This is a genomic window from Xenophilus azovorans DSM 13620 (genome assembly GCF_000745855.1).
In the GTDB taxonomy this organism is placed as follows: domain Bacteria; phylum Pseudomonadota; class Gammaproteobacteria; order Burkholderiales; family Burkholderiaceae_C; genus Xenophilus; species Xenophilus azovorans.
Genome location: NZ_JQKD01000056.1, coordinates 15,849 through 30,339 on the forward strand (window position 1 = coordinate 15,849; position 14,491 = coordinate 30,339).

At 67.4% G+C, this 14,491-nt stretch carries 14 protein-coding genes; 13 read left to right on the top strand and 1 reads right to left on the bottom strand.

Going from position 1 to position 14,491, the window contains the following annotated elements; all coding sequences use genetic code 11:
- The first annotated feature begins 59 nt into the window (after positions 1-59).
- On the top strand, positions 60-698 hold the full coding sequence (gene maiA / locus Q392_RS22570; protein WP_038212825.1) for a maleylacetoacetate isomerase: 639 nt from the start codon (positions 60-62) through the stop codon (positions 696-698).
- The gene (gene pgeF, locus Q392_RS22575; protein WP_038212819.1) at positions 685-1,455 is read left to right on the top strand and encodes a peptidoglycan editing factor PgeF; all 771 of its coding nucleotides are present in this window, start codon (positions 685-687) and stop codon (positions 1,453-1,455) included. Before maiA ends, pgeF begins: the two co-directional genes overlap by 14 nt.
- On the opposite strand, the gene Q392_RS22580 is transcribed toward pgeF, so the two are convergent.
- Positions 1,384-1,689, bottom strand: a complete 306-nt coding sequence (locus Q392_RS22580; RefSeq protein ID WP_211260281.1) for a hypothetical protein — start codon at positions 1,687-1,689, stop codon at positions 1,384-1,386. The two genes, pgeF and Q392_RS22580, sit on opposite strands and share 72 nt — an antisense overlap.
- 101 nt (positions 1,690-1,790) lie before the next feature.
- Between Q392_RS22580 and phaC the strand changes: the two genes are divergently transcribed.
- The 11 genes from phaC (at position 1,791) to Q392_RS22635 (ending at position 14,264) form a co-directional block, all read left to right on the top strand.
- Positions 1,791-3,515 carry a class I poly(R)-hydroxyalkanoic acid synthase gene (phaC, locus tag Q392_RS22585; RefSeq protein WP_038212821.1) on the top strand — a complete coding sequence of 575 codons (1,725 nt, stop codon included), beginning with the start codon at positions 1,791-1,793 and terminating at the stop codon, positions 3,513-3,515.
- Positions 3,516-3,558: 43 nt separating this feature from the next.
- Positions 3,559-4,737 carry an acetyl-CoA C-acetyltransferase gene (locus Q392_RS22590; RefSeq protein WP_038212823.1) on the top strand — a complete coding sequence of 393 codons (1,179 nt, stop codon included), beginning with the start codon at positions 3,559-3,561 and terminating at the stop codon, positions 4,735-4,737.
- Between the two features lie 228 nt (positions 4,738-4,965).
- On the top strand, positions 4,966-6,165 hold the full coding sequence (locus Q392_RS22595; protein WP_023114164.1) for a tyrosine-type recombinase/integrase: 1,200 nt from the start codon (positions 4,966-4,968) through the stop codon (positions 6,163-6,165).
- Positions 6,162-7,226: a PDDEXK nuclease domain-containing protein gene (locus Q392_RS22600; protein ID WP_023114165.1), complete on the top strand. Its 1,065-nt coding sequence runs from the start codon at positions 6,162-6,164 to the stop codon at positions 7,224-7,226. The genes Q392_RS22595 and Q392_RS22600 overlap by 4 nt, the downstream gene beginning before the upstream one ends.
- A 352-nt stretch (positions 7,227-7,578) precedes the next feature.
- Complete coding sequence (locus Q392_RS22605) at positions 7,579-7,971, top strand: hypothetical protein (RefSeq protein WP_023114166.1); 393 nt, start codon at positions 7,579-7,581, stop codon at positions 7,969-7,971.
- An 83-nt stretch (positions 7,972-8,054) separates the two neighbouring features.
- The gene (locus Q392_RS32200) at positions 8,055-8,312 is read left to right on the top strand and encodes a metal-sensing transcriptional repressor (RefSeq protein ID WP_003111693.1); all 258 of its coding nucleotides are present in this window, start codon (positions 8,055-8,057) and stop codon (positions 8,310-8,312) included.
- 9 nt (positions 8,313-8,321) lie between these two features.
- Complete coding sequence (locus tag Q392_RS22615; protein ID WP_038206985.1) at positions 8,322-9,626, top strand: MFS transporter; 1,305 nt, start codon at positions 8,322-8,324, stop codon at positions 9,624-9,626.
- Between the two features lie 268 nt (positions 9,627-9,894).
- A complete protein-coding gene (locus Q392_RS22620) occupies positions 9,895-10,245 on the top strand; it encodes a DUF2958 domain-containing protein (RefSeq protein ID WP_023114168.1) in 351 nt (116 codons plus the stop codon).
- Positions 10,246-10,310: 65 nt separating this feature from the next.
- Complete coding sequence (locus Q392_RS22625; RefSeq protein ID WP_023114169.1) at positions 10,311-10,589, top strand: hypothetical protein; 279 nt, start codon at positions 10,311-10,313, stop codon at positions 10,587-10,589.
- Positions 10,590-11,300: 711 nt separating this feature from the next.
- The gene (locus Q392_RS22630) at positions 11,301-12,125 is read left to right on the top strand and encodes a DUF932 domain-containing protein (protein ID WP_017677013.1); all 825 of its coding nucleotides are present in this window, start codon (positions 11,301-11,303) and stop codon (positions 12,123-12,125) included.
- Between the two features lie 78 nt (positions 12,126-12,203).
- Complete coding sequence (locus tag Q392_RS22635; protein ID WP_038206991.1) at positions 12,204-14,264, top strand: ParB/RepB/Spo0J family partition protein; 2,061 nt, start codon at positions 12,204-12,206, stop codon at positions 14,262-14,264.
- The last annotated feature ends 227 nt before the right edge of the window (positions 14,265-14,491 follow it).

Consider the following 14,491-nt stretch of genomic DNA (forward strand, 5'->3'; position numbering starts at 1 on the left):
GTGGGGAAGAAGGCGGCAGTGTGCCAGAGGCCGCGGCGGCGCGTATCCTCCGCGCCATGATGAAGCTGTACAACTACTTCCGCTCTTCCGCCTCCTTCCGCGTGCGTATCGCGCTCAACCTGAAGGGCATGGCGTACGACTACATCCCGGTCCACATCGCGCGCGGCGACCACAAGACCGGCCCCTTCGCGCAGATATCACCCGACCAGCTCGTGCCGCTGCTGGACGACGACGGCGCCCACTTCACCCAGTCGATGGCGATCATCGAGTACCTGGACGAGATCCAGCCCGAGCCGCCGCTGCTGCCCGGCGACCCGGCGGGCCGGGCCCAGGTGCGGGCGCTGGCGCAGTCCATCGCCTGCGAGATCCACCCGCTGAACAACCTGCGCGTGCTCAAGTACCTGGTGCGCGAGCTGAAGGTGAGCGACGACGCCAAGAACGGGTGGTACCGCCACTGGGTGCGCGAGGGCCTGGTCGCCTTCGAGCGGCAGCTCGCGCAGCATCCCGCCGGCACCTACTGCTACGGCAACACGCCCACACTGGCCGACTGCTGCCTGGTGCCGCAGATCTTCAACGGCAAGCGCTTCGACTGCGATTTCAGCGGCCTGCCGCGCACCATGGCCGCCTTCGACGCCTGCATGAAGCTCGACGCCTTCCAGCGCGCCCAGCCCTCGCAGTGCCCCGATGCCGAGCCCTGACGCCGGCGCGCCGCACGCCGACTGGCTGGTGCCCGACTGGCCCGCGCCGGCCGGCGTGCACGCCTTCTGCACCACGCGCGCCGGCGGCGTCTCCGAGGGCGCCTACGGCAGCCTGAACCTGGGACTCAAGTCCGGCGACGACCCGCAGCGCGTGGCCGTCAACCGCGCCCGCGTGCGCGCGGCGACGGGCGGCGCGCACCTGGCCTTCCTCGCGCAGGTGCATGGCTCGCGCTGCGTCGCGCTGGACGCGGCCAGCCCCGAGGGCCAGGAAGCCGACGCCAGCACCACCGCCGAACCGCGGGTCGCCTGCACCGTCATGGTGGCCGACTGCATGCCGGTGCTGCTGTGCGACGCGGCGGGCACCCGGGTGGCGGCCGTGCATTGCGGCTGGCGCGGCCTGGCCGGCGGTGCGCTGGAGCATGCCGCCGCGGCTTTCGACGGCCGCGAACTCATCGCCTGGCTCGGGCCCTGCATCGGCCCGGCGGCGTTCGAGGTGGGCCCCGAGGTCAAGGCCGCCTTCGAGGCGCATGCGCCCGAGGCGGCGGCGGGCTTCCGGCCCGGCGCGCGCGAAGGCAAGTGGCTGGCCGACCTGCCGGCCCTGGCGCGCCAGCGCCTGGCGGCGCTGGGCGTGCGCAGCGTCCACGGCAACGACGGCAGCGCCGCCTGGTGCACCGTCGGCAACCCCTCAAGGTTCTTCTCGTACCGGCGAGACGGGGCTGCCAGCGGGCGCATGGCCGCGCTCGTCTGGCGCGCCTGACTCCGCCGCGGCGGCCTCGCGCGCCGCCTGTTCCTCGGCCGCCTCGCGCTGGCGCCGCGCCTTCTTGCGCGCCGGCGTGGCCAGCAGGTAGACCACGATGCCGATGGGCAGCAGTCCGTAGAGCAAGAAGGTGAAGACGGCGCCCAGCACCGAGCCGACCGGACTGGTGGCCTCGGCCACCGCCATCATCACGGCGACGTACAGCCAGGCGATGACGACCAGATGAATGAACATGGGTTTTCGATAACGGCTTGTGACGCTCGGGTGGGTGGACCGTGCGGAGAAATGCAGGATACTCAAGCTGCGTGCCGGCAGGCGAGGACCCAGGAGACACCATGCAGCAGAACCAGACAACGGCCGGCGACATGTTCGCGTCGTTCCAGCAAGCCATCGACGACAGCTGGAAGAAGGCCTTGTCGTCCTTCGGTGAACTCGGCCAGGGGGGCGCCTTCGGCGGCGGCACGAACTGGCAGCTTCCGCAGTTCTCCTTCTCGCCCGACAAGCTCCAGGCCCTCCAGCGCCAGTACGTGGAAGAGGCCGGCGAGCTGTGGCGCCAGGGCATGAGCGTGCAGCCCGGCGACAAGCGCTTCGCCGGCGAGGCCTGGAACAGCAACCCCATCTCGGCCTTCTCCGCGGCCGCCTACCTGCTCAACGCCCGCACGCTGATGGCGATGGCCGAGGCGGTGGACGCCGACCCCAAGACGCAGGCGCGCCTGCGTTTCGCGGTGGAGCAGTGGATGGCCGCCTCGGCGCCGAGCAACTACCTGGCCTTCAATCCCGATGCGCAGAAGAAGGCGCTGGAGACCAAGGGCGAGAGCATCGCCCGCGGCATCCAGAACCTGGTGCAGGACGTGCAGCAGGGCCATGTGAGCATGACCGACGAGCGCGCCTTCGAGGTCGGCCGCAACGTCGCCACCACCGAGGGCGCGGTGGTGTTCGAGAACGAGCTGTTCCAGCTCATCGAGTACAAGCCGCTCACCGCGAAGGTGTACGAGCGCCCGCTGCTGCTGGTGCCGCCGTGCATCAACAAGTTCTACATCCTCGACCTGCAGCCCGAGAACTCGCTGATCCGCCACGCCGTCGCGCAGGGCCACCGCACCTTCGTCGTGAGCTGGCGCAACCCCGACGCGTCCCTCTCGCACGTGACCTGGGACGACTACATCGAGCAGGCCGCCATCCGCGCCATCCACGTCGTGCAGGAGATCACCGGGCAGGACAAGCGCGGCGGCCGGATCAACACGCTGGGCTTCTGCGTGGGCGGCACCATCCTGTCCACCGCGCTGGCGGTGCTGGCGGCGCGGGGCGAGCATCCTGCGGCGTCCGTCACGCTCCTGACCACGCTGCTGCGCTTCCAGGACACGGGCATCCTCGACATCTTCATCGACGAGAGCTTCGTGAAGTTCCGCGAGATGCAGATGGGCAAGGGCGGCCTGCTGCCCGGCGGCGACCTGGCCACCACCTTCAGCTTCCTGCGGCCCAACGACCTGGTGTGGAACTACGTGGTGGGCAACTACCTCAAGGGCGAGACGCCGCCGCCCTTCGACCTGCTGTACTGGAACAGCGACGCCACCAACCTGCCGGGGCCCATGTACTGCTGGTACCTGCGCAACACCTACCTGGAAGACAGGCTGGCCGACAGCAACGCCGTCACCGTCTGTGGGGAGTCGGTGGACCTGGCGGCCATCGAGGCGCCGGCCTACATCTACGGCTCGCGCGAGGACCACATCGTGCCCATCGGCGGCGCCTACGCTTCCACGCAGATCCTCTCGGGCCCGAAGCGCTTCGTCATGGGCGCCTCGGGCCACATCGCCGGCGTGATCAACCCGCCGGAGAAGAAGAAGCGCAGCCACTGGCTGCGCGAGGACGGCAGGTTCCCGGCCGCGCATGCCGACTGGCTCAAGGGCGCGACCGAACATCCCGGCAGCTGGTGGACCGATTGGGACACCTGGCTCAAGACCCACGCGGGCAAGCAGATCCCCGCCCCGCGGGCCTACGGCAAGGGCACGGCCTACAAGGCCATCGAGCCCGCGCCCGGCCGCTACGTGAAGGCCAAGGCCTGAACATCACTTTCTCCGCATTCTTCGACTGACTCTGGAGCGCATCATGGAAGACATCGTCATCGTTTCGGCCGCCCGCACGGCCGTGGGCAAGTTCGGCGGCTCGCTGGCCAAGGTGGCGGCCACCGAACTGGGCAGCATCGCCATCAAGGCCGCGCTGGAGCGCGCCAAGGTCAACGGCGAGCAGGTGGGCGAGGCGATCATGGGCCAGGTTCTGGCCGCCGGCGCCGGCCAGAACCCGGCGCGCCAGGCACTGCTGAAGGCCGGCCTGCCCAAGGCCGTGCCGGGGCTGACCATCAACGCCGTCTGCGGCTCGGGCCTGAAGTCCGTGATGCTCGCGGCCCAGGCGGTGGGCACCGGCGACAGCGAGATCGTGGTGGCCGGCGGCCAGGAGAACATGAGCGCCAGCCCGCACGTGCTGCTGGGCAGCCGCGACGGCCAGCGCATGGGCGACTGGAAGATGATCGACTCGATGATCGTCGACGGCCTGTGGGACGTCTACAACCAGTACCACATGGGCATCACCGCCGAGAACGTCGCCAAGCAGGAGGGCATCACCCGCGAGATGCAGGACGAGCTGGCCCTGGCCAGCCAGAAGAAGGCCGCGGCCGCCCAGGAAGCCGGCAAGTTCAAGGAAGAGATCGTCCCGGTCAGCATCCCGCAGCGCAAGGGCGACCCGGTGGTGTTCGAGGCCGACGAGTTCATCAACAAGAAGACCAGCGCCGAGGCACTGGCCGGCCTGCGGCCCGCCTTCGACAAGGCCGGCTCGGTGACGGCGGGCAACGCCTCGGGCATCAACGACGGCGCCGCCGCCGTGGTGGTGATGACGGCCAAGAAGGCCGCGGCGCTGGGCCTGACGCCGCTGGCGCGCATCGTGAGCTACGCCACCGTCGGCCTCGACCCGGCGACGATGGGCCTGGGCCCCGTGGGCGCCACGCAGAAGGCGCTGCAGCGCGCCGGCTGGAAGGTCGGCGACGTCGACCTGTTCGAGCTCAACGAAGCCTTCGCGGCGCAGGCCTGCGCGGTCAACAAGCTGCTGGGCGCCGACCCGGCCAAGGTCAACGTCAACGGCGGTGCCATCGCCATCGGCCACCCGATCGGCGCCTCCGGCTGCCGCATCCTGGTGACGCTGCTGCACGAGATGAAGCGCAGCGGCGCGAAGAAGGGCCTGGCGGGCCTGTGCATCGGCGGCGGGATGGGCGTGGCGCTGGCCGTCGAGCGCTGATCACCGGCCCTCGGGGCTACGACAAGGCCGCGCACTGCGCGGCCTTTTTTTGTTTCACGATGACTCCAGCCCGGTAGTTCGCTGGACTGCGCCGTAGCTAGATACAGCAGGTTTATCAATAACTTACGCGCGTCCATCATATGCCGGTGCTTTCTGAAACTTGACCCGGTTTTCCCTCGCGCCGCTCCTATCTGGCTCCTGGAATCCGGGTTGTTCCGAGGAGTCATCATGGCAAAGATCAAGCTCACCAAGACCGCCGTGGAGTCGGCCCAACCCCAGGCCAAGGATGTTGAACTGCGAGATACCGTGGTGCCCGGCTTCCTGTGCAAGATTACCCCGACCGGCCGCCGGGTGTTCATGCTCCAGTACCGCACGAACTCCGGCCAGCCCCGCAAGCCCTCGCTGGGGCTGTACGGGGAGCTGACCGTCGAACAGGCACGAGTCAAGGCACAGGACTGGCTGGCCGAGGTTCGCCGGGGCGGCGACCCCGGCGGCGCCAAGGCCGAGGCGCGCAAGGCGCCCACGATGGCCGAGTTGTGCAAGAAGTTCATGGAGGACTACTCCAAGAAGCGCAACAAGCCCAGCACGCAGGACGGCTATCAGGGCGTCATAGACCGCAACATCATCCCGCTGCTGGGCCGCAAGAAGGTGCATGACGTGAAGCGGCCCGACATTGCCGGGCTGATGGAGAAACTGGCCTACAAGCCGACCGAGGCGAACAAGACCTTCGGCGTGCTGCGCAAGATGTTCAACCTGGCCGAAGTGTGGGGCTACCGCCCGGACGGCACGAACCCGTGCCGCCACGTCCCCATGTACCCGCCGGGCAAGGAAACCCGGCTCATCGTGGACGAGGAAATGGTGCGGATCTTCCGCCAGTTGGAGAAGCTGGAGGCGGAGGGGCTGGAGAACTACGTCATCCCGCTGGCGATCCGCCTGCAATTCGAGTTCGCCGCCCGGCGCTCCGAAATCTGCCCGCTCGAATGGAGCTGGCTGGACTTCGAGAACCGGCGCGTGGTGTGGCCCGACAGCAAGGTCGGCGGCATTTCCAAGCCCATGAGCGAGGAAGCCTATCGGCTGCTTTCGACGGCGCCGCGCCGGGAGGGCTGCCCCTACGTCCTGCCATCGCCGAACGACCCGGCCAAGCACCTGACCTTTGGCGAGCACTATGGCGGCTGGTGCCGGGTGCTCAAGGCCGCCGGCGTCCCGCACGTCGGCACGCACGGCATCCGCCATCGCTCGACCACCGACATTGCCAATTCGGGCGTGCCGACCAAAGTGGGCATGAAGCTGACGGGCCACAAGACCGTGGCGATGTTCATGCACTACGTCCACACCGAGGACAAGCCGGTGCGCGATGCGGCCGAGCTGGTGGCCAGCCGCCGCCAAGCCATCACGGGTGCGCGCCAGCTTGCGGAGGCGGCGGCATGAACACGCGCCGGTCATCCGCAGCATCGTCCGCAGCGCCTTCGGCGCTGCTGGGCGACATTCGGGCACTGATCGAGGCGGCGCGCAAGCGCGCCGCCTCGACGGTGAATAGCGAGCTGACGATGCTCTACTGGCGCATCGGCCAGCGCATCCGCACGCACGTCTTGGACGGACGCCGGGGCGCCTACGGCAAGGAAGTCCTGCCCACCCTGGCGGCGCAGTTGGTGAAGGAGTACGGCGGCAGTTTTGCCGAGCAGAACCTGCGCCGCATGGTGCAGTTCGCGGCCACCTTCCCCGACGAGCAGATTCTCGTATCACTGATACGAGAATTGAGCTGGACGCACTTCATCGCCCTGATCCCGCTGAAAGACCCGCTCCAGCGGGACTATTACGCGCAGATGGCGAGCGCCGAACGCTGGAGCGTCCGGACGCTGCGCGAGCGCATCGACTCGATGCTGTACGAGCGCACGGCGCTGTCTCAAAAGCCGGGCGAGACGATCGCGCACGAGCTGGCGACGATGCGCGATGCGCAGCGCATGTCGCCCGCCCTGGTCATGCGCGACCCGTACATCCTCGACTTCCTGGGGCTGCGGGACACTTGGCAGGAAGGCGACTTGGAGGCGGCGATCATCCGCGAAATGGAGTCGTTCTTGTTGGAGCTGGGCGCGGGTTTCAGCTTCGTGGCCCGGCAGAAGCGCATCCAGATCGACGGCGAGGATTTCCACCTCGACCTGCTGTTTTACAACCGCAAGCTGCGGCGGCTGGTGGCAGTGGAGTTGAAGGTCGGCGAGTTCAAGGCAGCTTTCAAGGGACAGATGGAGCTTTATCTTCGCTGGCTGGACAAGCACGAACGGGAGCCGGAGGAAGCCTCGCCGCTGGGGATCATCCTTTGCACCGGCAAGAAGCGCGAGCAGATCGAATTGCTGGAGTTGGACAAGTCGGGCATCCACGTCGCCGAGTACCTGACCGCCTTGCCGCCGAGGGGCGTGCTGGTGGAGCGGCTGCAACAAGCAACGCAACGGGCGCAGTTGCAGCTCGAGCAGCGCAAGACCGACAACGAATAGTCCTGTCCCAAGCAGTCGGGCGTCCCGGCGTACCGCCGTCGCGCTGTCGTGCTGCGCATCGAGCCTCGCTGCGCGAGTCTCGCCCCTGTCGGGCTTCCATCACTGACGCCTCCGGCCCGGCTCGCTGATCCGCGCCTGCGCGCTTCGCTTGCCAAAAACCCGCGTGCGTGGGGTGGTGTGAGGGGGCGGTCTTGCTGTGTCCCTTCACCGTATCACGGCGTTCTCGCCGTGCAAGGGCTGCGCGCGCCTTGCGCGCTTGCGTCCTGGCGGCCGTCTGCGACCCCTGACTGCTGCGCTGCGCCGTGAGGGCGACGGTTCCGGGCAATTCCGCCCTTGCAACCGGAGAACCGTCATGAACGACAAATCACACGTTTCCCTCGAACAGCACGTTTGCCTGGTCTGCGGCACGGCGTTCGACACCGGCGCGATCCTGCTGGACAAGCGCCTGCGCGCGAGCATGGAGCGCCACACGGCGACCGGCTGGGGCCTGTGCCCCGAGCATCAGAAGCTGGCCGACGATGGCTTTGTCGCGCTGGTCGAATGCGATCCGCAGCGCAGCGGGTCGCAGGCTGGCGGGCGCATGAAGCCCGAGCAGGCATACCGGACGGGCCGGCTGGCCCATCTGCGGCGCACGGTGTTCGCGCAGGTGTTCAACGTGCCGATCGCGGACGAGCAGGCTTGCGTGTTCGTTGAGCCTGGCGTGATCGAGCAGTTGCAGTCGATGACAGCGCCGGCGGCGGGCTGATTGCGTCGTGCGGCCTTCGGTGCGTCGCTCCTTCGCGGGCGGCGCACTTTTTCATATCCCCCCAGGGGGGATACAATTGCCACATGAACGCGACACACAAGCACTCAACCCATCCCGATCTCGTGAAGCGGCTGAAACGCGCCGATGGTCATCTTCGGCACGTCATAGGGATGATCGAAAGTGGCGAATCCTGTCTCGACATCGCCCGCCAGCTCGCGGCGGTGGAAAGCGCGGTGACGGCCGCAAAGCGCGTCCTGATCCACGACCACATCGACCATTGCCTGGCCCATGACGAAGACTCCGTTTTGACCGAAATGAAGGCACTGACCAAACTGCTCTGAGGCCCGCCGATGCTCTCCGTCCTGAAGAACCGTACCTATCGTCACCTGTTCGCCGCTCAGGTGATTGCGCTTGTCGGCACCGGCCTGATGACGGTGGCCCTTGGCCTGCTTGCCTACGATCTGGCCGGGGCGAATGCCGGCGCGGTACTCGGGACGGCACTCGCAATCAAGATGCTGGCCTATGTCGGAGTCGCCCCGGTCGCGCAGGCGTTCGCCGACCGGCTGCCGCGACGGTCGTTGCTCGTTGCCCTTGACCTAGTACGAGCATCCGTTGCGCTCTGCCTGCCCTTTGTCAGCGAAATCTGGCAAATCTATCTGCTGATCTTCGTCTTGCAGGCGGCGTCCGCAGGCTTCACGCCGACCTTTCAAGCCACTATCCCGGACATCCTTCCCGACGAAGACGAGTACACGAAAGCACTGTCGCTTTCCCGGCTGGCCTACGATTTGGAAAGCCTGATTTCCCCGATGCTGGCCGCCGCGCTACTGACGGTCATCAGCTTCCACAACCTGTTTGCCGGAACGGTTCTCGGCTTCCTCGTGTCAGCCGCGCTTGTGGTCAGCGTGAGGCTTCCCACAACCGTTCCCGGCCCGTGTCGTGGCATATGGGATCGTACTACGCGGGGCACGCGCATTTACCTCGCCACGCCGCGCCTTCGGGGTCTGCTGGCGATCAGCCTCGCTGTGGCAGCAGCGGGGTCAATGGTGATCGTGAACACGGTGGTCATCGTGAAGGCACGCTTTGGCCTGGGCGAATCCGAGGTAGCGTGGGCGCTGGCGGCCTTCGGAGGCGGGTCGATGGTTGCGGCCTTCGCGCTGCCTCGCCTGCTCGACAAGATTGCTGATCGACCTGTCATGATTGCGGGAGCGACGATGCTGGTTGTGGGAACGGCAGCCGGGGCAATGATTCCGACCTATGCCGTTCTGGTGGTGATCTGGTTGGTGGTCGGCTTCGGCTACAGCGTGGCGCAAACACCTTCCGGCCGGCTGTTGCGCCGCTCCGCTCATCCCGAGGATCGCCCCGCGGTCTTTGCCGCGCAATTCGCCCTGTCCCATGCGTGTTGGCTCATTTGCTATCCCTTGGCCGGTCGCTTCGGCGCTGCCTTTGGGCTGCAATCGACCTTCATCATCATGTCGCTGATTGGTCTTGTCGGAGTGGGACTGGCGCTGTGGCTCTGGCCCGCTAGTGATTCTTCCGACATCGCCCACGATCATCTACCGCCAGATCATCCTCACTTGCGCGAACAAGCAGACCGAGGCGGGCACCGTCATCCCATGATCGTTGACGATCTGCACCGGGACTGGGCGCGCATTTAAGAACTGCCCGCCTTTCACATCGCTGATGCCTCCGGCCCGGATTGCTATTCGGGCCTGCGCGCTTCGCTTGCCAAAAACCGCGTGCGTGGAGGTGCGAGGGAGGCGGTCTTGCTGTCCCCTTCATCGTGCCACGGCGTTCTCGCCGTCAAGGGCTGCGCGCCGATGGCGCTTGCGTCCTGGCGGCCGTCGTTGACCCCTGACTGCTTGCGCTGCGCCGTGCCCCGGAAGGGTCGGGCAATTCCGCCCGGCAACCTTTCAGGAGTTCACCATGAACAACGCACTCATCACTGACGAGCAGCGCATCGTGCTGCTGGCCAACGGCCGCGAATCCTTGGAGAACCCGGACTTCGATCCGGCACCCGTCGTCAAGCTGTTCACGCCGGATGCCGGCGCGACCTGGCTGCTGACCGAGATTGATCCCGATGACCACGACCACGCCTTTGGTCTTTGCGACCTGGGCCTGGGGATGCCGGAAATCGGCTGGGTCAGCCTGGGCGAGCTGGCGACCGTGCGCGGCAGGCTGGGCCTGCCGATCGAGCGCGACCTGTCTTTCCGCGCCGAGAAGCGGTTGAGCGCCTACGCGCGCGATGCCCGGTTGGTCGGGCGTGTCGTCGTCTGAACCAGCCCTTGGAGCGCCGCAAGGCGCTCCTTGCGCTTTCCCAACCTTCGCAGGAGATCAATGCCATGAGCAGCCATCACGACTACATCATCGAAATCACGGCGCAACACGATGCGCTCAAGCCGTTCGCGCCGGAGAACGGTCAGCCCTTGCGCTTCAAGATCGGCGACGCGGTGATCTACACCAACGAGTTTGGCGCGCAGTTCCGGCGCCGCGTCACCGGGTTCTACCAGCCTACCGAGCCTTCGGGGCTGTATGCGCGTGGCAGGCGCTACTACCTGAACTCGACTTCGCCTTGGATGCCGGTTGCGGAATCCAGCCTGCGTCCTGACGACTCGGCGTGATGCCTAAGTGCCCCTGACGGGGCGCTGCGCGCTGCGCTTGCCTCCAGGGGAAAGCCCTGCGGGCTATCCCCGCCGCGCGGAGCTTGGCGCCCCTCAAAGGCCGCCGAACCGGCTGCGCCGGATCGGCCAGACCGCAGCAGCCGCTGTCGAACCTGTTTCCCGATGACTGGCGCATGAGCTTGTACATCGAGCCTTGGAGTCCGTGCGTCCCCGGCCAAGAAACATGGCCGGTCGCGCTGTCGTGCGCGTAGCGCATCGAGCCGCCTGCGGCGTCTCGCCCCTGACGGGCTTCCATCGTTCCCTCGCTCCGCTCGGCTGACGCCTCCGGCCCGGATTCCTAGATCCGGGCCTGCGCGCTTCGCTTGCCGTGCTGTCGGCGTGCTGAGGGGCCGTTGCCATGTCCAACCGTCTCCCCTGACTTCATCACCTTCACCGCGACTGTAGCCCGCGGCCGTGTGCCGTCAAGGCGCGCAGGGCCGTGTCCTCGGCTGCGCCTGCGGGCCGCACCAACCCTGCGCTTGCCTCCTTGACGGCCCCCGTCCGCGCGCTCCTGACCGTCGCGGGCGATGAACTCAGGAAAGACGGTGGCAACAGGGCCAACCGGGTTCCTCGTGCCGACCGCACCGAACCGCCGAAAGGCTGGGCTTCCGAATCTAGGAATCCGGTGTGCGGTGAACAGCAACCCCTTTTTTCTTTGTCAGGAGAAATGCCATGCAACTCGCATCCCGCTTCGCTTCCCGTTCCCCGGTGCTGCGTTCGGAACGTCCCTTGTCCGACGACCAAATCCGGGCCGTGGCCCCGTCCATCTTCGCGGACGCCCCGCACGAAAGCCGCTCTGAGCGGTACAGCTACATCCCCACCGCGACCGTGCTGCAAGAACTGCGCGGGGAAGGCTTCGAGCCTTTCATGGTGACGCAAACCCGCGTGCGCCACGACGACCGCCGCGACTACACCAAGCACATGATCCGGCTGCGCCACGCCAGCCAGATCAACGGCCGCGAGGCCAACGAAATCATCCTGCTGAACTCCCATGACGGCACCAGCAGCTATCAGATGCTGGCCGGGATGTTCCGCTTCGTTTGCAGCAATGGCCTTGTCTGCGGCGACACCGTGGCCGACGTGCGCGTGCCGCACAAGGGCGACGTAGCCGGGCACGTCATCGAAGGCGCTTACGAAGTCCTGCACGGCTTCGACCGGGCGCAGGAATCGCGCGATGCCATGCGCGCCATCACGCTCGACGCCGGGGAATCCGAAGTGTTCGCCCGCGCTGCGCTGGCGTTGAAGTACGACGAGGACAAGCCCGCGCCCATCACGGAATCGCAAATCCTGATGCCACGCCGCCACGACGACGACCGCCGCGACCTGTGGAGCGTGTTCAACCGCACGCAGGAGAACTTGACCAAAGGCGGCCTGTCCGCCCGCGCCGCGAATGGCCGCCGCCAGACCACCCGGCCCGTGCAGGGCATCGACCAAAGCGTGCGCCTCAATCGCGCCCTGTGGCTGCTGGCCGATGGCCTGCGCCAGTTGAAAGCCTGAATCCCCACGCGGCAGGGGCAGGCAGCAGCCCTTGCCGCTTCTCTCGCTGCTGCATCCCAACCGCAAGGAGTTATCACCATGAACGCTGTACTCAAAACCGAAACCGTCGCCATCGAAGCCGCCGCACCGCTGGAAGTGGCCGATCCGACCAAGAACCTGATCTTGGTTCCGCTGTCGCAACTGTTGCCGCGCCGCTCCAAGCGCAACGTCCGCACGACCCCGCGCCAGTCCATCCCCGAGCTGGCCGCGAGCATTGCCCGCATCGGCCTGCTGCAAAACCTGATCGTGATTGCATCCGCCGATGGCGAGGCTTACGAGGTGGTGGCAGGCGACCGCCGCCTGACCGCCTTGAAGCTGCTGGCGAAGAAGAAGCGCATCCCCACTGACTACGAAGTGCCGTGCCTGCTGGTGGCCGATGCGTCCGCCCGCACCGTCAGCCTCGCGGAGAACGTGCAGCGCGAGAACATGCACCCCGCCGACCAGTTCGCGGCCTTCGCCGCGCTGGTCAAGGAAGGCCGGCCCGTCGAGGACATTGCCGCCGACTTCGGCGTGTCCCCGCTGGTGGTGCAGCGCCGCTTGAAGCTGGCGAACGTCTCGCCGCGTCTCATGGCCGACTACCGGGCCGGTGGCGTGACGCTGGAACAGTTGATGGCCCTGACCATCACCGATGACCACGCCGCGCAGGAAGCCGCGTTCTATGGTGCGCCGGAATGGCAGCGCAGCCCGTCCAAGCTGCGCGAGCGCCTGACCGAGCGCGAAATCGACGCCGCGCACGCGCTGGTGCGCTTCGTCGGGCTGGACGCCTACCGGCAGGCAGGCGGCGGCATCCGCCGCGACCTGTTCGCAGAAGGCGATGCCGGAACCTACCTCACCGATACCGCAGTGCTGGAAACGCTGGTGCGCGACAAGCTGGCAATGCTGGCCGAGGACGTGCGCGCCGAGGGATGGGCATGGGTGGAGGCCGTGCCGCATCTGGCCTACGAGGAACGGCAGGCGTTCCAGAACGCCCCGCGCCATCGCCGCGAGCCGACCACCCGCGAGGCCCGCCGCATCGCCTCGCTGGAAACCCGCCTCGAAAAGATCGACGCCGAACTGGAAGAAGCCTGCCAAGTTGAAAGCAGCGAGGACGAGGCCAAGGCCGAGAAACTGGAACAGCGGCGCGATCAGGTGGTCGGGGAACTGCAAGACGCGGAGGACGCCTTACAAGGCTATGCGCCCGAGGTGCGCGAGGTGGCTGGTGCCATCGTCACCATCGACCGCAACGGCGAGGCCGTCATTCATCGCGGCCTGCTGCGCGAAGCCGAGGCCAAGGCGCTGCGCACGCTGGAAAAGCTGCGGCGCGGTTTCGGCAGCACCGAAGGCGAAGCCGCCAACGACGAGCACGAGGACGCCGACGACGCGCCCAAGGCCGCGAGCCTGTCCGACCGGCTGGCGCAGCGATTGAGCGCCCACCGCACGGCGGCGCTGCAAATCGAAGTCGCACGGCATCCGCACGTCGCGCTGGCCGCGCTGGTGCATGGCATGGTGCAGAAGGTCTTGCAGCCCGACGCCTACGGCGATGGCCTGCCGCTCGGCGTGCGCCTCACGGCGCAAGACCGGCTGGAAGGCATGGCCCCGGACTGGCCGGAATCGCCTGCTGCCGTGGCGCTGCGCGAACTGCAACAGGTGGCAGGTGAAGCCTTGCCGGAGGACAGCGCCGAACTGCTCGCCGTGCTGCTGGCGAAGTCGCAAGACGAACTGGTGCGGCTGCTGGCCGTGTGCGTGGCCTCCACGGTGGACGTGGTGACGCCTCGCGCCACGCCGCACCAGCCCGGCGCAGAACTGGCGCAGGCCGTGGGCCTCGACATGGCCGCATGGTGGAAGCCGACCGCAGAAGGCTACTTCAAGCACGTTCCGAAGGCCGTGATTCTGGATGCCGTGGGCGCGTTCGCACCGGAATCCGTCACCCGGCTGGCGAAGCTCAAGAAGGCCGACATTGCCAGCGAGGCCGAGCGGCTGGCCGATGGTACGGGCTGGATGCCCGCCATCTTCAAGGCCGCAGGCCCGCAGGATGCCGCGCAGGAGGCAGGCCCGGAGCAGGACGCCCCGGAAGATGCCGAAGCAATGGCGGATGAACCCGCCGAGGCGCTGGCCGCTTGACCCGCGCCGAAGGCAAGCGCCCCGGCCTCGACCGGGGCGCTTCGCTGGAAGGAGAAGCCCCCATGACCCGCACCACCACCCGCCGCCCGCGCATGGCGGCGATCTACGCCCCCGGCACTGTGCGCGCCCGCCGCTGGCACGGCGCAGGCGACGTGCGCGGCTACCGTCCGCCCTCGGGCTGGACAGCCCGCGCCGACCTCACCGACATTCATCCCATCACAGGCCGC